Genomic DNA, 24714 nt, shown 5'->3' on the forward strand with positions numbered 1-24714 from the left:
GACCGATTCGAGCCAAGGTCTCAAGTCTCGGTTCTTCCGACTAGTTTATTTTAGTGATGCAAATTATTATCTCTTTTCAAAATTAGTTGCATAATGCACCTAATGGTGTTATTTTTAATGAGTGCAAAATGCACATAATAATTTAAACAATTAAAATTTTTAAAAAAAGAGGTAATTATAATATGAAAGCAGCTATTGTTAAACAACGAGGAATTGAACCGATTTATGGAGATTTTGAAGAACCACAAGCTAATGAAGGAAATGTAGTTGTTGATGTGACAGCATCAGCTTTGAGTAATTTGACGAAAATGCGTGCTATGGGGCGTCATTATTCAGCCAGTCAAGTTTATCCCAATGTTGCGGGAACTGATGGTGTTGGAACAATTAATGACAAACGAGTTTACTTTTTAGCTACGAATGCACCTTTCGGAACTTTGGCCGAAAAGACGTTGGTCAATCATAAATTGACGATACCGTTGCCTGATGGAATCGATGATGTGACTGCGGCAGCGATTGCTAATCCAGGGATGTCATCTTGGGCAGCATTGATCAGTCGAGCTCATTTTGAAGCTGGACAAACTGTTTTAATCAATGGAGCAACGGGAACTGCCGGTAGTTTAGCAGTCAAAATTGCTTATCATTTAGGGGCAAAAAAAGTTATTGTCACTGGACGTAATGCTGAAAAATTGAACAAATTAGGTGCTGATGAGGCTGTTGCCTTTGATATGACTGCAACTGATGGGGCTGAAAAGTTTACCGCTGACTTAAAAGATTTTTTCCAAACTGGGGTTGATGTCGTTCTTGATTATTTGTGGGGTGATAGTGCCTTAGCTATTATGAAGTCGGTTGCTCAATTCGGTGGCCACACTGTGACACGCTTTGTCAGCATCGGTGCTTCGGCCGGACAATCGGACATTACTTTGCCATCAGCCATCTTACGTTCTTCAGCAATTGAAATTTTAGGTAGTGGTGTCAAAAGTGCGACGATGCCTGAATTGATGTCAGCCATTAGTGGTGTCTTCGAATGGGCAGCAAAAGAAAATATCCAAATGACGACGAATGATTTTCCACTATCAGAAATTGAAACAGCCTGGAAGGCACCGTTGACACCACGTGCGGTCGTAACGGTGCAATAATGGAAAATGAATTAATTCAAGCATTAGTAACGATTGTTTCGTTCTTTAATCGAACTGATCGTGACAAAGCCTTCATTAAAGATGCTGGCGTTAAACTAGAGGCCACTTCATTCCAATTATTCGTGACAATCGGTCGGATGCAACCAACCAATGTTAGTGATTTGGCTAATGTTTTAGGAAAAAGCCATTCAAGCGTTAGTCGTCAGATTGATAAGCTGGAACAAAAGGAATTGGTTACGACCAAAGACGCTGAAGTTGATGCGAGAATCCGTTCGATTCAATTGTCTAAATCTGGTGAGCAATTAAAGCAAATTTTAGATGCGACGAGGATTAATAATATCAGTCAGGCTTTAAATAGCTGGTCTGATGAAGAAAAGCAATCATTGCTCGTTAATTTGCAACATTTAGCAGAGACATTAAATAATTTTGAGAAATAAAAAATCACGTGAAGTCCAATCTGGATTTCACGTGCTTTTAGCGTTCGGATACAGTGACTTCAACTGAGTCACCGATATTTTTCTTCAATTGTTGTCGAATTGATTTGAGAATTCCTAAAATGTAACAGATGCTGCCATCTTCACGTTTAACGCCCATATTTACGATTGATCCATCATAAGGAATACCGTCGAAAGTTGCATGAACTTTGACACGACCTTTACCAAATTCTTTACGAATATCGTAAGGAAATTCAACGAAGGCACCACCTTTGCCGACTTCAGATGCTTGGATTAGGGATGTGAATTTGTAAGTTTTCATTTTTTGACCTCGTCAAAATATATTTTAACTAAGCATATCAGTTTTAAGTTGCAGATGATTAACTGTAAACTATTAATGTTAAATAACGGTTTTGGAGGGCAAGCTTATCGATAAAAAAGACTTACGTAAACAACAAATTAAACAATTACAAAAGAATCAATTAAAAACACGGACTGAAGGGGTAGAGTTACTCAAGAAATTGCAGGAAACTTCCGAATGGAAAAATGCCAAGACAATTGCGACAACAGTCAGTGCACCGTTTGAAGTTCCAACGACTCCAATTATTGAGGCCGCCCAAGCTGAAGGCAAGCAAATTTATTTACCAAAAACTATGCCACACCGTCAGATGGCTTTTCTACCATTTACTAGCAGTGAAGATTTGGTACGCAGTGATTTTGGTATTCCAGAACCAGTTTATGATGAGAAATTAGTCAATCAAACACCAGATTTGGTAATTGTCCCTGGTTTAGCATTTGCAGAGGATTCTAATTATCGAGTAGGCTTTGGTGGTGGCTATTATGACCGTTTCTTAGCTGAATATTCTGGTAAAACAGTGGCGTTAGTGCCATCAGCTATGCATTTTGAAAGTGCTGATTGGGAAATTAAAGAACATGATATTAAGATTCAACGTTTGATTTTTGTGGATTAAATAATTAAAAAAGAGGATAGTTCCAAGAAATTTATCTATTTCTTGGAACTATCCTTTATTATTCTCAGTAGAAATTACGTTTACCATGATTAATTTCCCATAGGATTGGTTTTGTCCCATTCCTTACTTGGTTGTTTACAAAGAGTGGGATTATTGTTATATTTTATGTACTTAAGATAACTTGTGAAGGAATAACGCTGGGTCCCATAATGGGGTAGGTACGTGAACGTACTGAGAATTCCTATGTGCCTGAGGTTATCTTTTTTTATTTGGACTTTTTTAGACTTTCGACAAAATTGTTAGGGTTATTTTTTATTTCGTTCATTATAAAGTCGATAAACTGTTGAGAGTATGTAAAGTTATGTTGTTTGCCAATAATGTGTTCGTATGAATATTTAGGTGTTTGTTTAATGTCATAGAAATCTATGATTAGGTTAAGTACGTACTGGTTAAATCCGGGGATATAGTTTATTTTTAGATGTTGCTTTTTTAAGCGTTCGTTAACAGCAGTAATTACATTATTGTATGAGTACTTATGAGTATCAGACGGATCTTTTAATTCTTTTATGAAAGCAACTTTATTATCTGATGTTTTATCAACTTTAACTGTGAAATCGGCATCTGATTTTTTCTTAGTTATAAATAATTGTTGCTTAATATTTATCGAGAATTTGTCAGAGTCGTATTCTTTACTCAAAACATCTATTTCATTAGTTTGTTTAATTAATCTTTCAGCAATTTCTGCAGGATATTTGAATTTTATTTCTTCATTGGATAATGGTTCATATCTTGCTGAAATTGTAAGAAAATTTTGAGGTATATATTTAGTCATATCAACTCCATGAAATCTTTGAATTTCATTTACAAAATTAATAGTACAAGCTTGAAATAAAGGTGCATATTTAACTTCATAATCCTCAGTTATAAAATGTGTGCTTGTATTTCTTAGTTCAATTATTTTTTCTAGATTTAATCTAATACGGGTATTCTTGTCAGAATATATTTTTTTTATAACATCACTAAGGCTCAATGTTCTATCAGGCCTATCTTTAAAATAGATGCTTTCATCGCTATTTAATAATTCTGCTTTTAGCATCAATTCCCAAGCGTTGCAGATAAAAAAGCTGAACCCTTCTATCCTATACTTAATAGTTGGCTTATTATAAATTTCTATACCCATGATAAAAGCTTCAACACTTTTATCAACTAATCGCCTTTTAGTATTTTCCATTGGTTAATTACTCCATATCTGTATGGGTGTATTGAATATAAGTAGTTGACTAATATAGTATATAATTTTGCTGAACAATATGTTTCACCACAAGTGAATAAATAAAGCGGCATTAAAAATTAGTACGATCTAAAACAGGTTGTTTGAAATATAAAACATTAGAAGTGAGTTATTTCGCCGTCGTTTCAATTGACTACAGATTATTAATAGGGTTAATTTTTCATTCAAATTACTGTAATAAGTAATCTAATGATGTTAGTATTAATATCTGCAAAATAAAAAAAGACCGTCAATCCTGTGACTGACAGTCTTTACCACCCCAGCAGTAAAATATATTTGTGGAACTTGATAAAATAGTATGAAAACAAAATACTAAAAAACCGATCATGATTTTCATCATAATCGGTTTAAGCGATAATCGCATTTATGGGTGGTTGGGGGATCGAACCCCAGACCCACGGATTAAGAGTCCGTTGCTCTGCCAGCTGAGCTAACCACCCATGTATCTAGCGTTGATTGCGTATCTCTCTCAACCAACGAGATATATCATACCATAAGCTCCAAATTTATGACAAGCTTTTTTTTAAAAAAAATTCAAAAAAGTTAAGGTCACTTTATGGTCCTTTTGTTTTAATAACTAATAACTTGTATAATATTCACGTCAAGGAGATAAATTATATGGCTAAGAAAATTCTAGTAGTGGATGATGAAAAACCAATTTCCGATATTGTTAAATATAATTTGGAAAATGAAGGCTACGAAGTCATAACTGCTTTTGATGGACAAGAAGCTTTGGACAAAGTAGATGAGGATGATCCAGACCTAATTTTACTTGATTTGATGCTTCCGGTTATTGACGGTCTTGAAGTAGCGAGAACTATCAGAAAAACTAAAGATACTCCAATTATTATGTTAACGGCTAAAGATACCGAAATTGATAAGGTTATTGGCCTAGAACTTGGGGCAGATGATTATGTCACTAAGCCATTCTCTAATCGAGAATTAGTTGCCCGTGTTAAGGCTCGTTTAAGAACCCAAACACATGCACATAGTGAAGACATTAAAACTAGTGAGATTAAGATTGGTGATTTAACCATTCTCCCCGATGCATATACAGTCACAAAGAATGGTAAGGAAATTGAATTAACTCATCGTGAGTTCGAATTACTGCACTATTTAGCTCAACACATTGGACAAGTAATGAAACGTGAACACTTGCTTCAAACAGTTTGGGGCTATGATTATTTTGGTGACGTAAGAACCGTTGACGTTACAGTTAGACGTTTGCGCGAAAAGATTGAAAACAATCCAAGTCAACCAGAATGGCTAATGACCCGTCGTGGCGTTGGTTACTATCTAAGAGACCCAGACGGTGATTAGTTCAAAGTTATTCATCATTGAAAGATAAAATTAAAGAAAAGTCCTCAGCAAAAATGTTGAGGGCTTTTTTTAGTAGTTAAACTAATGCTATTCCACAACTGTGCCAAGTTATCCGTAATAAAAAAGTCGATTACAATGCTAAAAAAATATTCCCAAGTTTTTACTACTAGTTCATTTCATGTATATTTGCCTATTAAATTTCTTAAGTAGACTAATAGTTAAAAAATAAACTAGCCGGAGCTTGAACGCGACAAAGCCAGCAGTGACGGTGGTGTTAGAGCTTTAGCTCTTACAGCACAGGACGTATTTTGAAATTCGCGGTCTGTGCGAAGTTCAAAATCGAGGGTCGAGACCTTGGCTCGAGCCGGTCCCACAGCAGGCTTTGTCGCGTTCAAGCTCTGGCGGGATCTTACGAATGCAAGTCAGTTTTTTTGTTTTCAGCATAGCTGTATAATATATATAAGTCTGTACAATTTAGGTGGAAATATTTTGAAAAATAGGTTTGTTTTTTTACATTCGATTAATTTCAAAATCGGATTGTCATTTATTTTAATTTTAATCGTCACAATTGAAATCATTGGGGCCTATTTTGTGCGTCAGCTAGAAGATCAAAATGTCGCAACTTTTGAAACTTCAGTTCAGGTGCCAGCGTATACGCTCAATCAAATTTCTGAAAACTTAACGGATAATGATCAACATACCCGTGAAAATATCGGAAATGCGATTCAAGATTATTCGCGAGTCAGCACTGATATTACTGACGTACAAGTAGTCGATCGAAGCGGAATCATTGTTGGGGCCAAGGATTCCGATGGAAATAATATTGTCGGTACCCAAACTTTGAAAGATAATATCAAACAAAGTATTCGTAACGATAAAAAAATCACACAAATATATTATGAAAAGCAAAATGGTAGCTCTTACGAGTCGATTTTACCGGTAACTTCACCGGATAATAGTACTGTCGTTGGAGCAATTTACGTTCGTGCCAGCATGGAGTCTGTTTATAGCGGTATTAACAGTATCATTTTGATTTTCCTAACGGCTTCATTAGTAGCTGGTCTCTTGGGTGCCACGATTGCTATTTTTATTTCACGTGCAATTACACGACCAATTGATGAAATGAAGCAGCAAGCCGTCCGCATGGCCGAAGGTGATTATTCTGGACAAGTTCGTGTTTATTCACCCGATGAATTAGGTCAATTAGCAATGGCAGTTAATGATTTGTCAGTTAAAGTTGAGGAAGCCACGGAAAATTCGGAGTCTGAGCGACGGCGGTTGGACAGTGTTTTAACACAAATGTCTGATGGCGTTATCGCGACAAATCGTTTGGGAAATATTACGGTTATCAACGAAATGGCTCAAGAATTTTTGGAGAAAGATGAAGATGAAGCTATCGGTCAACCTTTAGTAGAAGTATTAGGTATTAAAGACCGGACTAGCTTTGATGATTTATTGGAAAATCCTGATCCAATGGTAATTGAAACTAATGACAGCACTGATGATTATGATGAAGTCGATGATAATTCATTGATTTTAAACGCTGATTTCTCGTTGATTCAAAGAAATAGTGGCTTCATTAGTGGTATGGTTTGTGTTTTACATGATGTCACTGAACAACAAAAAATCGATAGTGAACGTCGCCAATTCGTATCCAATGTTTCGCACGAATTGAGAACACCTTTGACAAGTATTAGTAGTTATATTGATGCTTTGAATAATGGTGCTTGGAAAGATCAAAAGTTAGCTCCCCAGTTTTTAGGCGTTACTGCTGAAGAAACGGACCGAATGATTCGGATGATTCAAGACCTCTTGAGTTTGTCACGAATGGATCAGGGACGTTCGAAATTGGACAAGGAATTAGTTAACTTTAATGAATTCTTCTCTTATATTTTGGATCGTTTTGATATGATGTTGAAAAAAGAGAAGGCTGATGCAAAAGAAGATGATACGAAAGTTGTTAAAAATTATCGTATTAAACGAATTTTCACCAGCAAAGATTTGTGGGTTGAAATCGATACTGATAAGATGACTCAAGTAATCGATAATATTATGAACAACGCCATCAAATATTCACCCGATGGTGGTGTGATAACTTGTCGTTTATTGGAGACTAATAAGCACATTATTATTAGTATTTCCGATGAAGGCCTTGGTATTCCAAGAAAGGATATTAAGAAGGTCTTTGAACGTTTCTATCGTGTTGATAAGGCGCGTTCAAGAAAACAAGGTGGTACTGGACTAGGTCTATCCATTTCTAAGGAAATTATTGAGCAACACAAGGGTAGAATTTGGGTCAACAGTGCTGAAGGTAAGGGATCAACATTCTATATTTCCTTACCATTTGATCCTAATGAAACAGGAGGAGAATGGGATGAAGTTTAGTCGAGTAGTTGTCCAAGCACTTTTGGTTGTGGCCGTAATTACTAGTATCGTTCTATCCTTCTTTATATGGACGAATACGGCGCGTTATCAGCGAGGCCGCAACATTGATGTGACATCTGCCGAATCAAATAAAAATGAGATTCCAATGAATCAAGTCATTAGTCCGACATCGGTCATTTGGCATGATGAGACAGATCAACATTTAATTTATAACAGTAATGAAAATATTTCTTTAAGTATTCAAAAGGTCATGCAAGATTGGAAAATTGATGAACCAAAACTGATTTCGGATAAAGATGGTGCTAAATATCAAAAAGTTATCCAAGCAAAAAATACGTTACAGATGGTTTATCCAACATCAATTTCAATCAATACATTAGGTTATTTGTTGAATAATGACAGTTTAAAAAATGATAAATCTAATCAATTTAATCGTATTTTGGTTAACTTGAAGGATAAAAAGGACCAAAATATTTATCTAGCTAATGATGATAATTATGCGGTCTATAAGGCTAAGGTTAAAAATGCTTCGTCAGTACCAATTTCTAAATTAGTTGATAAGGCTAATATTGATCTAAAAGTTCGTTTAGACATTATGAAACACGGTGTCTTCACATCTTACGTTGATCCAATCAAATTGAAGACTTACTCATACGTTATTAGTGGTAAAAAAGATGGTGAATATACGACCGCCTTATTTGATTCGAATACCAATGGGTTAGTGACATCTGAAGATAATGGTGTTTATACGTACAACTATGGTGAATCCAAACGTTTGATTTCAGATCATAATACGGAAGAGTTAACGTTTGAGGACTATACGGATACTTCTGTTCCCAAGACGCAATTAGCCTTTTTGCAACGTGGTTATCAAAAAGTTACCAATTTACAAAATTCGATCTCCAATTTGCGACTTTATAGCGCTGACTGGAGTGACAAGGATTTAATTTTCCGTGAATATGTCGAAGGATTCCCAATCTTCAAAAAGAGTCAATTTGGTTCGATTCGCATCAAATTTAGTCGTAAGGGTAGTACGGAACATTTCTTGAATAAAGTACTTGAAGTCCCAGTGCCGTCTAATTCAGCAGCAACCAAATTGAAGTCAACGAATGAAATCTTTAAGGGCTTGCAACGAGCTGGTTATTCACCAAACGATGTCCAAGGTATCGAAGTTGGTTATCAATGGGAAGCTGAAGCCGATAATGAAAAAGTTGTTGACTTGAAGCCGACATATTATGTGAAAATTGGTGGCCATTGGAAAGCTTATGAAGAATGGACAAATGAAAGTGCGGAGGAAGAGTAGATGGATTTTAGAAGAATCGAAGTTATATTCTTGATAGTATTTTTCTCGCTGGATATCTTTTTATTCTTGTCATTTCGCAATAGTCAACAATTGGTCAGCAGCACAAGCACCAATACTTCAACCGTAACCGAAATGCGCAAACGTAATATTAGTTTTGGTAGTTTGGATACTAAAAATGGTAATGCATATTATTTAGGCTCCCAACCAGACGATAGTCTAGCTCAAAATGTCCAAAAATTACGTAACCAAAAAGTTGAATATGAAAATGTTAACCACACATTAGTAAGTACATTGAATAATCCTATTACTGTCACAACAGCCAATAGAACAGAAGTTATGAACAAATTTGTCAAAAAAGAAAGTAACATTTTATTTGGTAAAGATTATAAATATGCACCGCAACTTTCAAGCAGTTCGCAGATGATTTATGTTCCCACAGGTTCTTTAGGTGAAGTTTATGATAAAACAGCTCAGCTAGTTTTTTCCGTTTCTGAAGGAGAAGTGGTAGGTTATACTCAGACTTATGTGAAGAAACTAATTGTTTTGCATGAAAAGCAAGCTATCAAGAGTGAAAAAGAAGTCGTGACAAACTTGTATGCCAATTCAGAAATTCCCAACAATTCAAAGATTTCCTATGCTAATTTAGCCTATACAAAATTGTTGGAAGCAAATGATAGTACCATTTACATTCCAGTTTGGTTCGTGACAATTCGCAACAAAGATAGTAAAGTTTCTACAACCAAGAAAGTTAATGCCTTTACTGGCAATATTATAAAGAGTTCAACAAACGGAGATAATTATAGTGCCCAATGAAGATAGTTTAAAAATCAGTGTCTTAGCCAGCAGTAGTTCTGGTAATGCCACTTATATCGAAACACCGAAACATCGCGTCTTAGTTGATGCCGGCTTGTCTGGAATCAAAATTAAGCGGGCGATGGATAGTATCGGTAAGGATATTACCAAAGTCGATTCACTATTTGTGACGCATGAGCACACTGATCATATCCAAGGCGTTGGAGTTTTAGCCCGTCGCTATGGCCTCAGCGTTTACGCCAACCAAAAAACTTGGGAGGCAATGTTACCAAAAATCGGTAAGATTTCAGATGACCAAATCAACGTTTTCAACCACAATAAAGTTATGTCATTAGATGATTTAGATGTTGAAAGTTTCGCCGTATCACATGATGCAGTCGATCCACAATTCTATAAGTTTTATCACAATGGCAAAGAATTCGTAATCTTAACTGATACAGGTTATGTATCAGATCGAATTCAAAAGACGATTGAGAACGCCGACGGTTATTTGATGGAATGTAATCACGATGTCGAAATGTTGCGTGAAGGTTTTTATCCATGGCCATTAAAGCAACGGATTTTGAGTGAAAAAGGTCACTTATCAAATGAAGATGGTGCCCATACATTGATGGACGTTATTGGTAACAAAACTAAACAAATTTTCTTGGGACATTTAAGTCACGAAAACAATACTAAGGCGGCTGCTCGTGAAGAAGTAACTCAAGTGTTAGAGGACCACGATTTTGGCGTGGGCTCTGACTTTAAAATTAACGATACAGATCCTGCAATTGCTGATCCATTGATTGCTTTGTAGGTTTTGGGCCGCCTCCAGAGGCTAGAGTATTAGTCATGGATGTTTGATATTGAGTTTTCTGATGTTATTTAAAGTCAGAAACAACTTAAAATCTCTTATTGAATTTAGACTGATATTTTATCTTGCTATTTTGGCGGATTTAAATTTTCGATGTCTTAATATTAATAAATATATTGAAGTCAAATTAGTCGGAGGTTTGGAGGTATTCTATCAGCAGTGAAGGTGGACTTAGGGCTTTAGCCCTTAGTCCACGGACGTCTTTAGAGACTTACGTGATTTTCGTAAGGCTTCAAAGCGAGATTCGAGACCTTGGCTCGAATTGGTCCACACCGCAGATGGAATACCTCCAAACTGGAGATGGCAACAAATTAATCATAGCTCGTTCATAATTTTTTCATAATTCAACGGTATATTAGAATTAGTAAATGTGTGGGGAAGTGAAAATGTATGAATAATGATAATAACGACAAGTCTGAATCAAGAGTAGAAGAAAAAAAACGTGGATCAAATAAAAATCCGGGCAATAACTCTTTGCTTAAGACCGGAATTGTAGCGTTTATCTCAGCTGCCTTAGGTGTGGTGATTGCTTTTGCAGGATTCACATATTTTGGCAACAATTCTTCTGATACAGCTAGTGTTGGTAATACAGCTGGCACGACGCAAGTTAGCAATACAAAAGTAAATACATCTAGCTCAATGTCAGGAGCTTATAAAAAAGTTAATGGTGCCGTTGTTTCGGTTATTAACTTACAAAAACAAAAGGAACAAAGTTCCAGTGATGGCAGTCTTTCATCTATCTTTGGTGATTTGTTTGGCGATAGTGGTTCTTCATCTTCATCAGATAATTCACAATCGCAAACGGATGAAAATGGCGACAATAGTAACTCGAATTCGAACTCCAATTCTAATTCGAATTCTTCCAATAACAGTAATTTACAAGAATACAGTGAAGGTTCAGGTGTAATTTATGCTAAGCAAAATGGTAAAGGTTATATCGTAACTAACAACCACGTTGTTTCCGGATCTGATTCTTTGGAAATTATTTTGGAAGATGGTACGAAAGTGGCTGCTAAATTAGTCGGTACTGATACAGCAACTGACTTGGCTGTTTTGGAGATTCCTGGCAGTAAAGTACCTGCTACAGCCTCATTTGGCAACTCTGACAACGTTTCGCCTGGAGACCCTGTAATTGCTATTGGTTCACCATTAGGTAGCGAGTACGCAACGACAGTTACTCAAGGTATTATTTCAGCTACAAACAGAACTGTGACGACCCAAGACCAAAATACAGGTCAAGCAACTGGTGAAGCAACAGTTCTTCAAACAGATGCTGCAATTAACCCTGGTAACTCTGGTGGTCCATTAGTTAATGGTGCCGGTCAAATCGTTGGTATTAACTCAATGAAATTGGCTTCTAATACCGATGGTACTTCGGTTGAAGGGATGGGCTTTGCTATTCCAAGTAACGAAGTAGTTAAGATTATTAATCAATTAGTAGCTAATGGTAAAGTCGAACGTCCATCACTTGGTATTAAGGTCTTAGATCTTGACCAAATTACGGATGATTCACAATCAAGTTTGAAGTTACCAAGTAGTGTAACTAAAGGTGTCGTAGTTTATAGCACAACAACCGGATCAGTCGCAAAGGCTGCTGGTATGAAGAAATACGATGTCATCGTGAAATTAGGCGATAAGAATGTAAACTCTGTTGCAGACTTACACACAGCCTTGTATTCACACTCAGTTGGCGATACGGTAAATGTTCAATATTACAGAAATGGGAAGTTGAATACAGCCAAAGTTCACCTAACTAAGAAAACATCCGAATAATGACGAAATATAGCGTGAAACCAATTAATACGGGTTTCACGCTTTTTTTTGAACATTTATATACAAAATGGATATTTATTTCGACTTTTCAGAAAACTAATAAACAGGACTTTTCCACAGATGTGCATAACTTGTGTATAAGTGTCGAAAATTTAGAAAAACCGTTGTAGAAAAGTTATCCACAGAATTACCCACAGCTGTGGATAGTTTGATAAATGAAATTTATTTTCTTGTCTTAATTACTGTCAAATCAAGAATGAAAAGTGTTACACAAAGAACAGACAAACTTTTATTTTTCTGTGTACAAATAAATCCTCATGATAATTCGTATTTGGAAAATTAATTTGGCAATTAAACGATAGTTTCGTATGATAAATAACGAGGAGATTTAGACTATGAATATTAAAATTGTGACTGTTGGGAAGTTAAAGGAAAAGTACTTCAAGGCTGGTATTGCTGAATACGCCAAGCGTTTGGGTGCTTTTTGTAAATTTCAAATCGTCGAGTGTCCAGATGAAAAAGCGCCTGAAAGTTTAAGCGATGCCCAAGATGCAAAAGTAAAACAAATCGAAGGTGAACGAATATTAGGTAAAATTAAAGATAAGGAATACGTAATTTTACTGGATTTGCGGGGTAAAGAACTCACATCTGAAGAAATGGCGAAAAAAATCGATGACTTATCCACATATGGAACATCTGACATCACTTTTGTCATCGGTGGATCATTGGGAGTTAGTCCCGAAGTGACAAAACGTGCTGATTACAGTATTTGTTTTGGAAAATTTACCTTGCCACATCAGTTAATGCGTTTGGTTTTAACCGAACAAATTTATCGTTCATTTATGATTATTAATCACCGGACTTATCATAAGTAATTAGAAATTTTAGGCTATATAATATTAAGTACGGATTTAGACAAAAAAGATTCCAAATTTCTCGAAAAATTATTATCGCGAGATTTGAAATCTTTTTTTGTTAGAAATAATTCCCCAGACGAGTCATTATTTATCCACTCTGAAGACGGCGATGTGCTATAATAAATCCTCTTTTGATTAAAAATAAAAAATATTGGGGGTTCCAAATGTCTGAAAAACAGTTTATCGAAATAGTGAACGACCGTGAGAATAACCTTAAAAATATCAGTTTAAAAATTCCCAAAAATAAACTGACTGTTTTTACTGGTGTATCTGGATCTGGTAAGTCTTCAATCGTTTTTGACACCATTGCTCAAGAAGCTGGTCGCCAATTAAATAGTACGTACAATAGTTTTACACGTTTATATTTACCAAAGTACAAGCGTCCTGACGCTGACGAGATTCATAATCTTTCAACTGCAATTATTATCGACCAAAAGCCTTTGGGTGGTAATGCTCGTTCAACTCTCGGCACAATCAGTGATATTAGTCCGTTGTTTCGAATTCTGTTTTCCCGATTTGGACAGCCTAAATATGGCAATGCTAGCAACGCCTTTTCTTTCAATGATCCGGAAGGTATGTGTCCGCAATGTGAGGGAATTGGTCGCAGTTATGTCATGAAACTGGATGAAGCTTTGGATTATGATAAATCCTTGAATCAAGGGGCGGTATTGTTACCTGGCTATAGCAATAACTCTTATTATTTACAGACGTTACTCAATTCAGGATTATTTGACAACGATAAACCCGTGAAGGATTTTACTCCTGCAGAGATGGAAAATTTACTCAATGGTGAGGCGACTGTTAAGGTTGACTATAAGGGTACTGAACTCAAGACAAATTACGAAGGTATTATCAAAAAGTTTTATCGTACAAATATTCAAGAAAATAAAACAATGTCAGATGGTGCTCGTAAGAAGATTGAAAAGTTTGCGGAAATGTCGACTTGTTCAATGTGCCACGGGAAGCGATTCAACCAACAAGTTTTAAATTCAAAAATTAATGGCTACAATATTTTTGATTTAACCAATATGCAGTTGGATCAGTTGATTACAACTTTAGATGAATTTCAAGATGAACGAATGACATCGATTCTCATTGATTTGAAAGCTAGAATTCAAGATTTGATCAATATTGGCTTAGATTATTTGAACTTAACCCGTGAAACCTCAACTCTTTCTGGTGGGGAAAGTCAGCGTGTTAAAACTGTGAAATACTTATCCAATAGTTTGACCGACTTGATTTATATTTTGGATGAACCAAGTACTGGTTTGCATCCCCGCGATGTTCACCGCTTAAATGATTTATTATTGAAATTACGTGATAATGGCAACACTGTTTTAGTTGTCGAACATGACCCTGATGTTATTAAAATTGCTGATTATATTGTTGATGTCGGACCACGAGCTGGGATTCATGGTGGTGAAATTAACTTTACGGGGACGTATGAAGAGTTGTTGCAATCAGATACGTTGACTGGAAAGTATTTAAATCATCAATTGCCACTAAATAAAAAACCTCGAATGGCTGATAAATTTGTCAGCAGTTCGAAGTCGTCATTACATAATTTAAAAGATATCCAGTTAAATATTCCAACAGGTTTATTCTCAGTGATTACTGGAGTTGCCGGATCAGGTAAAAGTACGTTAGTTGAACAAGTTTTTGCTCAAGAAAATCCCGATGCAGTAGTAATTGATCAGAGTCCATTACATGCAAATAGTCGTTCAAATTCAGCTACCTATACAGGTATCATGAACGAAATTCGAAAACTGTTTGCTTCAACGAATAACGTTGATGATGGCCTATTCAGTTACAATTCTAAAGGCGCCTGCCCTGAGTGTAATGGGAAAGGTGTGATTGAACTAAATATGTCATTTATGGATAATTCAGAAATTGAATGTCCTAAATGCCACGGTGGTCGTTTTGATCCCGAAGTTTTACAGTATAAATTTAAAGATAAAAATATCGTTGAAGTTATGGATATGACAATTGAAGAAGCTTTCTCATTTTTTGACGATAAAAAAATCAGTTCCAAGTTGAAAAATATCCATAATGTTGGCTTAGATTATCTTTCAATGGGACAAGCACTTAATACCTTGTCTGGTGGGGAGAGCCAACGTTTGAAGATTGCCAAAGAATTGAATAAAAAGGGCAATATCTTTATTTTAGATGAGCCAACGACGGGCTTACATGTTTCGGATACTGAAAATTTGATTCGAATCATTAATGATATGGTCAACAAAGGTAATACAGTTGTCGTAATTGAGCATAATGTTGATGTTATGCGCAGTGCCGACTGGATTATTGATATTGGGCCCGATGGTGGTTCGCGTGGTGGAGAAATTATTTATGAAGGGCCGGTCGCGGGAATTCTCAAAAATGAAAAGTCAGTGACGGCTAAGTATATTTAAAATAGTTAGAGTGTGATTTCTGTTTTAAAAGCAATTACAGCATCACCAACAATTTGAATTTTCACGGGTTGACCGTGATTTAAATGGACGCGGACTAACATAGTTCCGGGTCTTTTTATTTTCTCGCCTTGAATGATAGAAAATTCAAATAAATCGCCCGTCGTTTGGACTAGATTATATTTGATTAAGTAGGCTCCTAAAGGACCGTTAGCATTGCCAGTAACGGGATCTTCGTTAATACCACTTGCTGGTGAAAACATGCGCCCATGGATTAGATTACTTTCTTCCGGGGTAACGACGAATACGTAATAACCGTTGCAGTTAATGTCGGGAGTGATATTTTTCAGTTCTTCTAAGTCTGGCTGTAAATTGTCGAGAGTTGCTTGATTGTTAATGGCTATCATAACTTTTGGAGCACCGGTTGAGGCGATTGCCATTGGATATTTTTGGTTGCGTTGTTTGTCAGTTAAACCTAAGGCTTTTAAGATTTGCGTTTGAATATTTGCATCCAAAGGATCAGCAACTGAAATTTCTCCTTGTGTCATCGTAATTTGATAAGTATCAGCTTTTCTCGAAATCTCAATTGGTAAATTACCAGCCCCAGTTTGCTGAATAATTGTTTGCGAGTCGAGATTATTTTCTACAGCACGGACGAAATTGGCACCAATCGTAGCATGACCACAGATAGGAACTTCTGTCGTAGGGGTGAAAAAGCGAATTCGGATATCGGCTTGATCAATTGTTGGCTGACTGATAAAAGCTGTCTCGGAATTATTGAGTTCCCGAGCAATTTTTTGCATCTGTGTAGCAGTTAAATCATCAGCGTTAGTGACTACTCCTGCAGGATTTCCAGCCAATTTAGTTTTAGTAAAAGCATCGACTTGATAAATGTGATATTTTTTCATTTGAGACTCCTTAAATTTGCACAAACGTGCCATTATAACTTTAAAAGATAATTGTAAAGCTTTCGTAATGTTTCCTGCGAACTCATTGAATATATATTATAAGGATAATAAACTTGATGGTGAATATTAGTGTGAATGTATTTTATCTATAGAGGTGGATATAATGAAAAAAAGAAATAACATTTTAGTAGCTTCTGCTGTTGCCGTCATGTTAGCACCAGCTGCCTTAAATGCTCTACCACAACAAACTGTTGATGCTAGTGCCGTTGGTACAATTGCCACAACAACACCAGTTTACAATGCCAGTGGTAAACAAACAGGTCAAACTTTGCCAAGTGGAAGTCAATGGCAATTAGGTCAACAAGCAACAATCAATGGTGTAGCTCATTATTTGGTTGGTAACAATGAATATGTACCTGCTTCTGTTGTTACAAATGTTACTGGTTCTTCTAATCCAGTTGATACAACAGTGGGACCAGGAGTTTTCTATACACCTAATTCTGATGCTGGCAAAGCTGTAACAGCTAACAGAGTTTTAGCCGTTGTCGATGGATACGGTAATGAAACTGGTGTAAATTTACCTGCTGGTAGTCGTTGGGTTGTTGGCGAAGTTTTACATGCTAACAAAATGATTTATTACCAAGTTGGTAACAATCAATATGTCCCAGCCTTAGATGTAACTGGTGACTGGGAAAGTGATAATTCCAACAATGCTGCCGATAATTACGTTGAAACAGACGGTAACTTTGGAAAGACTGGTACTGTAACGCAAGTTGCTGCTGTTGTTGATGATCAAGGTAACAATACTGGTGTCGTTTTGCCTGTTAACAGTCAATGGAAACTTGGCAAAGCTATGCACCGTGACAAACAAACATATTATCAAGTTGCTACAAACGAATGGATTTCTTTCGGTGATATCTCTCTAGCAGACGCAAATACTAACGATAATACTGATTACTCAGGCAATGGTAGTTACATCACATCTGGTTCAACTGCTGCCGGTAGTATTGGTACAGTTACTGTTGCGACAGGCGTTGTCAACGGTCATGGTGATGCAACAGGTCAAACACTACCAGTTGGTAGTAAATGGGCCATTGGTGGGGAAACTTTACACTATGACAAGCAAACTTATTACCAAATTGCTACTAACGAATATGTTTCAGTTGCTTACATGGACGTTGCTGATAAAACAACCACACCTACAACAAATACCAATGCCGGTATTCCTACACCAGGTAATGGCTTGATTGGTACAACAACTGTTACACAAAGAACTTACAATACGGCTACAAATGCTTATGATCAAACTTTGCCAGTTAATACAGCTTGGAAGATTAGTAAATTAGTTGTTAACAAATATGGATCATATTGGGGTCAAATTGGCACAAATGAATGGGTTTGGATTTCGTCAGTTAGATTGAATAGTGGTTTGGATTTACCAACTTATTCATATTCAGAACCTGATTTTGCAACAAATATTAGTAAATAAAGTTATGAAATACATCTCAAATTGAGGTGTATTTTTTTGTCAGAGGTTCTAGAATAAAGAAATGTTTATGAGATATGGTAAATGGTCGGGCTGTCTATATATTAATCGCCATAAAATTTACTGCTAGTTTACTGACAGTAAATTGTTGGAGGATCGTAAAAACGTTGATACAAAAGCATAATCGCCATAAAATTTACTGCTAGTTTACTGACAGTAAATTGTTGGAGGATCGTAAAAACATTGATACAAAAGTATTATTAATGTTTAAATCACTGTTAGTGATTCGCCTATTTATTTAAGTATCCTAATAATAAGTGAATTCTTTGTTAAAGCCATGTTTGATATTTTTTTGAAAAATCATTTATTAAGAAGATGTTTATATATTAAAGATAAGGAGAAGAAGAATGGATTATGAAAAAAATCTTCCTCATGAAGATGAACACATTGAATATAAAATGAGTTCGAATAATTTTCCAAAAGAAGCTTGGAAATCCATTTCAGCATTTGAAAATACTGATGGGGGTATTCTAGTTTTAGGTATTGAAGAACTAGCAAAACATGAGTTTTCAGTTTCGGGCGTAAAAGATTAGCAAAAAATTTTAGATGAATTTTTTGCTAATGTTAATAATCCACAAAAAATCAGCTATTCAACTATAACTAATCAGGATGTTAATGTTATTGGTATTAAGGGAAAAGAATTAATAGAAATATCAGTTAAGCAGGCTCCTGATAAAGATAAACCCGTTTATTTAAATGGTAATGTTAATGAAGCTTTTATACGGAATGGCGGTGTAGACTCTAAAGCGAAGGGAGATGCTATGAAGACCCTAATGAGATTATCTAGGGATAGTTTGGATACTGATGTTATGGCTAATTATGGAATAGATGATTTGGATATGAACTCAATTGAGCAGTATAAGTCGGAATTAATAAAGAGTGAAGAGTATTCTTCGTATGAAGGATTGGATATTTCTACATTTTTAAAAAGAATTGGTGTTATGTCAAAAGATTATGAAAATAGTGGTAATTATGGAATAACCGCTGGTGGATTATTATTTTTTGGAGATAACAATGCAATACTGCATAGATTTCCTACTTTCCAATTGGATTATTTTGATAAGAGCCATCCTGATCAGGAGCGATGGTCTTCAAGAATATCATCAATTGAAAAAAATCTTAATATTTATAGTTTCTTTAAGCTGACAGATGAACATCTTAAAGCAACAATTCCTAATTCTTTTAAATTGGATGAAAATGGCAAGCGAGTGGATACCTTTGGATCAATGTATACTGCGATACGTGAAGGATTAATAAATATGTTAATGCATGCTGACTATTTTGAAGACTCGCCGATAACATTTAATGAATATACAAATTATTATGAGTTTTTGAATCCTGGAAAAATGAAAATTCCTTCTGAAGATTTTTTTACAACAAATAATTCTAAGAATCGTAATGCAATAATTTCCAAACTATTCTTGCAAGTTGGTTTTGGTGAGAGAGCAGGACATGGTGGGGAAAAAATCTTTGAATCGGCTGTTCAAAATGATTTTAGAGATCCAATTATTGAAACAAATATCTATCAAACAAAATTAATAATATGGAAAGTGGATTATGCTAATTCTTTTTCTGGCAAGAAAATAGCAGATCGCGAAAGAGAAGTTTTAAGGGCAATTATAAGTTCAGGGATTGTGGAATTGTCTCATGGAAAAATAGAAGAAATAACTGGATACTCAAGATATGTTGCTGACAAAGCAATATACTCTTTAGTTGATAAAGAAATAATCGAAAAAAGAGGAGTAGGTAGAGCTACTCGATTTGCATTACCAACGACAAATGAACAATTAATTGCTCAAATACAAGCAATGCCTGATATGTTAAGAAATATAATTAATAATTCTAAGTAATATTATTTGTAACTGGTGTTTTTGTATTTGTCATGAATCAGATTGGAAAATATTAAAAATGGTCTTAATTCCTGTGTCGAGAAATTAAGGCCTTTTTGAGATCGTATTTTTTAACTAAATCATTTAAAGATGTTATTTTTCATAGATAGTTTTTATCAGTAATATGATTAATCTTCAATAACTTTTTGTTGATTGAATCAATATTTTTGATTAGAAAAAATAATTTTTAAAGAATAAACTTTAATACCTAAACTTAGACAATGGAATCGATTTCTAAACAAAACTAAAATTAGAAAAATAATCATTTGATTAGAAAAACTCTTGTGCTTTTTAATTAACAGGCGTACTGTATCTATTAATTTCTACAAACGAAAAAGTAGAAAATGATATCGAGAAAGGATGATACGTATGAATGTTGGTCTTGTCGGCGTTACCGGATATAGTGGTAGCGTCTTGTATGAACTTTTATTGCAGCACCCAAATGTTGATTCAGTCAACCTCTATGGGCACTCGCAAACAGAAATAAAATCTTTAGAATCGGTCTTACCGCAACTACGACGACGAGCTAACATTTTGCCTTATGATCCTGCTGATATCATGAAGAATAATCAAATGGTATTTTTCGCAACATCTGCTGGTGTCACTACTGAGTTAGCCAAGCCGTTTATTGACCAAGACTTTCCAGTAATTGATCTAGCCGGAGACTTTCGATTGCAAGCACGTGACGTCTACAAGCATTGGTATCAAAAAGATGCCCCTGAACAGAAGTATCTTGAGAAGTCACATTATGGATTAGCCGATTTTACTAGCTCAAAGGGAACAACGTATGTTGCCAACCCGGGGTGTTATGCTACTGCTACTATCTTGGCATTGGCACCGTTAGTTAAAAATCATCTGATTGATCCAACTTCAATCGTCGTGGATGCTAAATCTGGTACATCCGGTGCGGGAAAGAAATTGAGTGAATTAACTCATTTCAGCCAAACAAATGAAAATCTGCAACTGTATAAGGTAAATCATCATCAACATATTCCAGAAATTGTTCAACAATTAAAACTTTGGGACAAGGACGTACCTTATATTCAGTTCACAACAACTTTATTACCACTGACACGTGGAATAATGGCCAGTTGCTACGCAAAAGCGAAGCCTGAGATAACTGAAGAGGATGTCCGAAAGTCCTTTCAACAAACTTACTCAGATGTCGCCTTTGTGAATGCTGCTGAAGGAGTCTTTCCAACGCTTAAACAAGTAGTCGGAACGAACTTCTGTGACATAGGTTATCAACTAAACCCTGTTACCCATCAAATCGTAATAGTCAGTGTAATTGATAACCTCCTAAAAGGTGCAGCTGGGCAAGCAATTCAAAACTTTAACCAAATGTTTGATTACGAGCCAGGTGCGGGATTGGATTTAATTCCAGTTCTACCTTAAATTAGGAGGATTTTTTTATGCAATCATTTATTGAAAACGAAACAACTTATGAAGTAATTCCATTTACATGGCCTAAGGGCTACAAAGCTGACGGAGTTTACGTCGGACTACGTAAGAATCCTGAGACAAAAGATATGGGCTGGCTTTATTCCAAAGTCCCCGCTCAAGCTGCTGGGACTTATACAACTAATCAATTTCAGGCTGCTCCGACAAAACTTACTAAGCAGACTATCAATCACGAGCATCTTTTACAGGCCATTGTAATGAATACTGCCAATGCTAATTCAGTAACTGGTCAACAGGGGATGGTTGATGCTTTAGAAATGCAGTCCTTAGCTGCTGATAAATTAGGCCTTGAAAATAATTTAGTCGGAGTTGCTTCCACAGGAATTATCGGTGAGCCATTACCAATGGATTTAATTAAAAAGGGAGTCGATAAACTAGAATTGCTAGACAACGATTACGTCACGGAAGCTATTTTAACGACTGATAAGCATACTAAGACGATTTCAATACAAATAGATATCGATGGCAAAGTGGTAACCATTACTGGCTTTTGTAAAGGTTCAGGAATGATTCATCCCAAGATGGCAACGATGCTAGGATTTGTAGTTACGGATGCCAAAATTGCTGATGGAGCTTTGCAAGAAATGTTAAGTCAGCAAGTCGATGCTACCTTTAATCAAATTACTGTTGATGGCGATACTTCAACGAACGATATGGTTGTGACCATGGCCAACGGACTAGCTGAAAATGAACCGATTGCCAATGATGATAGCGTTAATGCTCAGAAATTTAGTACTGCTTATAACGCCGTTTTAAGTCAGTTAGCACAAGACATTGCTGCCGATGGCGAAGGTTCAACTAAATTAGTTGAGGTAAATGTTGAACATGCAGCTACACATGCTGATGCCCAAAAGGTTGCCAAAGCAATTGTTGGATCAAATCTCGTTAAGGCTGCCATCTTTGGTGAAGATGCTAACTGGGGTCGAATTATCGCTGCAATTGGTCAAACCAGTGCGCAGGTCGATATCGATCACACGTCAGTCTGGTTGAATGATTTACCACTAGTCATTGATAGTCACAGTGCCGACTTTGATGAAGTAGAAATGAAAGCTTCACTAGCAGATAAAAAAATAACTATTCTCGTTGATCTTAATGTCGGAAATGAGGCTGGGCAAGCCTGGGGCTGTGATTTAACTTACAATTACGTCCGAATCAACGCCACATACAGAAGTTAATCAAAAAAATAGTATGAGGTGGAAATGATGAAGAAAACAATCGTAGTCAAAATAGGCGGTAATGCGAGTAATCAATTACCAGCAACATTTTTCGAACAACTGAAAATTTGGTGGTTGGAAGGAAAACAAATTTTAATTATCCACGGCGGTGGTCCCCAAATTTCGCAATGGAGTAAAAAATTACAGTTACCTGTGAAAAAAATTAACGGCATCAGAGTAACAAATGACGAGACTTTGGATGTGACGAAAGCTGTTTTATTAGGACTTGTGCAGCCAAAACTTTGTCAGTACATTGCCCAGACAGGATTACCAGTGATTGGTTTAAATGCGAGTGAAAATCATTTACTGGAAGGTACATATTTAGATCAAGCAAAATATGGTGAAGTCGGGCAAGTTAATAAAATAAATCAGCAGTGGCTGGAGACTGAATTACACAATCAAATTGGAATCTTAGCACCATTGGCACAGACAAAAACCGGCCAGTGGCTAAATGTTAATGCGGATATGGCTGCCGCAACGATTGCGATTCAAATGCACGCTGAGTCATTAGTTTTATTGACCGATGTGCCAGGGGTTTTAAATTCAGGTAAAGTTGTACCGCAGTTAACTGAAACAGTTGCTGCGGATTTATTTCAACAACACATTATCAAATCAGGAATGATGCCTAAAATCAAAGCGTCGTTTAACGCTTTGAAAAATGGTGTTCATCAAACATTTATTACTAATGATTTAGGACGACCGGGAACACAGTTCCAATACGTCGAAAAATAATTTATCTGGAGGCTTCACGATGGAACATGTATTCCCAACTTATGCGCGTTTCCCATTTGATTTAGTAAAGGGAGAAGACGTTTATTTAACTGATAATCATAATAAAAAATATCTGGATTTTACCAGTGGTATTGGCGTTTGTAGTTTTGGTTATAGTAACGAAATTATTCAAAAAAATCTTGAAGAACAATTAGGTCAGGTTTGGCATATTTCAAATTTATATGAGAACCAATTACAAGATGATGTTGCTGGTATGCTCTGTGAAACTGATCAATTGGCATTCTTTTGTAATTCTGGTACCGAAGCGAATGAAGCGGCCTTTAAATTGGCTCGTAAGTATACTGGTAAAACAGCAATCTTAGCATTCAATAATGGTTTTCACGGTCGAACTTATGGTTCAATGTCATTGACGGGTAATCCTGACATTCAACAAGGTTTTGCACCATTAGTGCCAGATGTTGAATTTGCTGATTATAACGATACCAAAGCGCTCGGTTTAATTGACTCTCACTTGGCAGCGGTCATTTTAGAAGTAATTCAAGGTGAGGGTGGGGTTTATGTAGCTGATAAACAGTGGTTAACCGATATTCAACAGGCTTGCCATGATAACGGCGTTTTATTGATTATAGATGAAGTTCAGACTGGGATTGGTCGAACTGGTCAAAAATTTGCTTTTCAAAACTTTGGTTTAAAACCAGATATAATAACTTTAGCTAAAGCACTAGGTAACGGGGTGCCAATTGGCGCCATGATTGGTGATAAGAAATTGGCAAGCGCCTTTGGTCCAGGAGCTCATGGAACAACCTTTGGTGGCAATAAGTTAGCAATGGCGGCTGCTAAGGGTGTTCTCCAACAATTGACACCAGCATTTCTGGAGAACATTCAAGATAAGGCAGATGCAGTTTGGCAAAAATTAAATTCCGAAATTAAAATACTTCCGTCAGTGACTGATGTGACCGGATTAGGTTTGATGATTGGAATTCATTTAAATGAACAAATCGACGTGAATGATGTAATTGTGAAGTTGCAGTCAAAGGGACTACTGACCTTGTCTGCTAAACACAATACATTACGTTTGTTACCGCCATTAATTATGGATCAAGCTAAATTAATGGAAGGTTTAGATATAATAAAAGATTCATTGTAAACATATATAGATAATAATTAGATTAGTTTTCTCACTTAAATAGAAAAAAGTTTGGTACAAAACTATTATTTTCTCCAAATATGCAGCATAAACGTGGAACAAAACATAGCTTTTTCCGCTTAAAACAAATAGCTCCAGCAATCCAAAATCGGATTACTGGAGCTATTTACCTTAATGATTGAAAGCTGACAATGTTTTGTCCCACTCTCGTGTATA

At 36.0% G+C, this 24714-nt stretch carries 21 protein-coding genes and 1 tRNA gene; 18 read left to right on the forward strand and 4 right to left on the reverse strand.

The features are described 5' to 3' along the window. Positions 1–182 precede the first annotated feature (182 nt). Entirely contained in the window at positions 183–1136 is a 954-nt protein-coding gene (locus FD31_RS07080; RefSeq protein WP_057892072.1) for a quinone oxidoreductase family protein, read from the forward strand. Next, entirely contained in the window at positions 1136–1573 is a 438-nt protein-coding gene (locus FD31_RS07085) for a MarR family winged helix-turn-helix transcriptional regulator (RefSeq protein ID WP_057892073.1), read from the forward strand. The genes FD31_RS07080 and FD31_RS07085 overlap by 1 nt, the downstream gene beginning before the upstream one ends. 37 nt (positions 1574–1610) lie before the next feature. Here FD31_RS07085 and FD31_RS07090 read toward each other — a convergent pair whose 3' ends face one another. Then, positions 1611–1892 carry a DUF1905 domain-containing protein gene (locus FD31_RS07090; RefSeq protein WP_057892074.1) on the reverse strand — a complete coding sequence of 94 codons (282 nt, stop codon included), beginning with the start codon at positions 1890–1892 and terminating at the stop codon, positions 1611–1613. A 91-nt stretch (positions 1893–1983) separates the two neighbouring features. Here FD31_RS07090 and FD31_RS07095 point away from each other — a divergent pair, with 91 nt between their 5' ends. Further along, positions 1984–2541 (forward strand): 5-formyltetrahydrofolate cyclo-ligase, encoded by a 558-nt coding sequence (locus FD31_RS07095; protein WP_147007320.1) that lies wholly within the window; start codon positions 1984–1986, stop codon positions 2539–2541. A gap of 265 nt (positions 2542–2806) precedes the next feature. Here the strand turns inward: FD31_RS07095 and FD31_RS07100 are convergent, their stop codons facing one another. After that, positions 2807–3772 carry a DUF3644 domain-containing protein gene (locus tag FD31_RS07100; RefSeq protein ID WP_057892075.1) on the reverse strand — a complete coding sequence of 322 codons (966 nt, stop codon included), beginning with the start codon at positions 3770–3772 and terminating at the stop codon, positions 2807–2809. Positions 3773–4199: 427 nt separating this feature from the next. After that, positions 4200–4272, reverse strand: a tRNA-Lys gene (locus tag FD31_RS07105). Between the two features lie 178 nt (positions 4273–4450). On the opposite strand from FD31_RS07105, the gene yycF reads away from it, so the two are divergent. From yycF to FD31_RS07145, 8 genes are all read left to right on the forward strand, one after another. Beyond that, positions 4451–5152 (forward strand): response regulator YycF, encoded by a 702-nt coding sequence (yycF, locus tag FD31_RS07110; RefSeq protein ID WP_057892076.1) that lies wholly within the window; start codon positions 4451–4453, stop codon positions 5150–5152. 489 nt (positions 5153–5641) lie between these two features. After that, the gene (walK, locus tag FD31_RS07115) at positions 5642–7537 is read left to right on the forward strand and encodes a cell wall metabolism sensor histidine kinase WalK (protein WP_057892077.1); all 1896 of its coding nucleotides are present in this window, start codon (positions 5642–5644) and stop codon (positions 7535–7537) included. Then, positions 7527–8840, forward strand: a complete 1314-nt coding sequence (locus FD31_RS07120; protein ID WP_057892078.1) for a YycH family regulatory protein — start codon at positions 7527–7529, stop codon at positions 8838–8840. Before walK ends, FD31_RS07120 begins: the two co-directional genes overlap by 11 nt. Beyond that, positions 8841–9653 (forward strand): two-component system regulatory protein YycI, encoded by an 813-nt coding sequence (locus FD31_RS07125; protein WP_057892079.1) that lies wholly within the window; start codon positions 8841–8843, stop codon positions 9651–9653. Continuing rightward, positions 9640–10449 carry an MBL fold metallo-hydrolase gene (locus FD31_RS07130; RefSeq protein ID WP_147007321.1) on the forward strand — a complete coding sequence of 270 codons (810 nt, stop codon included), beginning with the start codon at positions 9640–9642 and terminating at the stop codon, positions 10447–10449. The genes FD31_RS07125 and FD31_RS07130 overlap by 14 nt, the downstream gene beginning before the upstream one ends. 447 nt (positions 10450–10896) lie before the next feature. After that, positions 10897–12279 carry a S1C family serine protease gene (locus tag FD31_RS07135; RefSeq protein WP_057892081.1) on the forward strand — a complete coding sequence of 461 codons (1383 nt, stop codon included), beginning with the start codon at positions 10897–10899 and terminating at the stop codon, positions 12277–12279. Between the two features lie 395 nt (positions 12280–12674). Beyond that, positions 12675–13154: a 23S rRNA (pseudouridine(1915)-N(3))-methyltransferase RlmH gene (gene rlmH / locus FD31_RS07140; RefSeq protein WP_057892082.1), complete on the forward strand. Its 480-nt coding sequence runs from the start codon at positions 12675–12677 to the stop codon at positions 13152–13154. A gap of 206 nt (positions 13155–13360) precedes the next feature. Further along, positions 13361–15604: an ATP-binding cassette domain-containing protein gene (locus FD31_RS07145; RefSeq protein ID WP_057892083.1), complete on the forward strand. Its 2244-nt coding sequence runs from the start codon at positions 13361–13363 to the stop codon at positions 15602–15604. 5 nt (positions 15605–15609) lie between these two features. Here FD31_RS07145 and FD31_RS07150 read toward each other — a convergent pair whose 3' ends face one another. Beyond that, entirely contained in the window at positions 15610–16509 is a 900-nt protein-coding gene (locus tag FD31_RS07150; RefSeq protein WP_057892084.1) for a PhzF family isomerase, read from the reverse strand. Between the two features lie 163 nt (positions 16510–16672). On the opposite strand from FD31_RS07150, the gene FD31_RS07155 reads away from it, so the two are divergent. The 7 genes from FD31_RS07155 to FD31_RS07185 all read left to right on the forward strand — a co-directional run bounded on the left by FD31_RS07155 (position 16673) and on the right by FD31_RS07185 (position 24498). Continuing rightward, the gene (locus FD31_RS07155) at positions 16673–17998 is read left to right on the forward strand and encodes an SLAP domain-containing protein (RefSeq protein WP_057892085.1); all 1326 of its coding nucleotides are present in this window, start codon (positions 16673–16675) and stop codon (positions 17996–17998) included. Between the two features lie 404 nt (positions 17999–18402). Beyond that, on the forward strand, positions 18403–18588 hold the full coding sequence (locus FD31_RS07160; protein WP_057892086.1) for an AlbA family DNA-binding domain-containing protein: 186 nt from the start codon (positions 18403–18405) through the stop codon (positions 18586–18588). Between the two features lie 228 nt (positions 18589–18816). After that, positions 18817–19905 carry an ATP-binding protein gene (locus tag FD31_RS07165; protein ID WP_057892087.1) on the forward strand — a complete coding sequence of 363 codons (1089 nt, stop codon included), beginning with the start codon at positions 18817–18819 and terminating at the stop codon, positions 19903–19905. A 408-nt stretch (positions 19906–20313) separates the two neighbouring features. After that, entirely contained in the window at positions 20314–21339 is a 1026-nt protein-coding gene (argC, locus tag FD31_RS07170) for an N-acetyl-gamma-glutamyl-phosphate reductase (RefSeq protein WP_057892088.1), read from the forward strand. Between the two features lie 17 nt (positions 21340–21356). Further along, positions 21357–22580, forward strand: a complete 1224-nt coding sequence (argJ, locus tag FD31_RS07175; RefSeq protein WP_057892089.1) for a bifunctional glutamate N-acetyltransferase/amino-acid acetyltransferase ArgJ — start codon at positions 21357–21359, stop codon at positions 22578–22580. 27 nt (positions 22581–22607) lie between these two features. Continuing rightward, positions 22608–23351, forward strand: a complete 744-nt coding sequence (gene argB / locus FD31_RS07180; RefSeq protein WP_057892090.1) for an acetylglutamate kinase — start codon at positions 22608–22610, stop codon at positions 23349–23351. A 19-nt stretch (positions 23352–23370) separates the two neighbouring features. Further along, positions 23371–24498: an acetylornithine transaminase gene (locus tag FD31_RS07185; RefSeq protein ID WP_057892091.1), complete on the forward strand. Its 1128-nt coding sequence runs from the start codon at positions 23371–23373 to the stop codon at positions 24496–24498. Positions 24499–24714: the final 216 nt, after the last annotated feature.

The organism is Companilactobacillus nantensis DSM 16982 (assembly GCF_001435815.1).
Classification (GTDB): Bacteria; Bacillota; Bacilli; order Lactobacillales; family Lactobacillaceae; genus Companilactobacillus; species Companilactobacillus nantensis.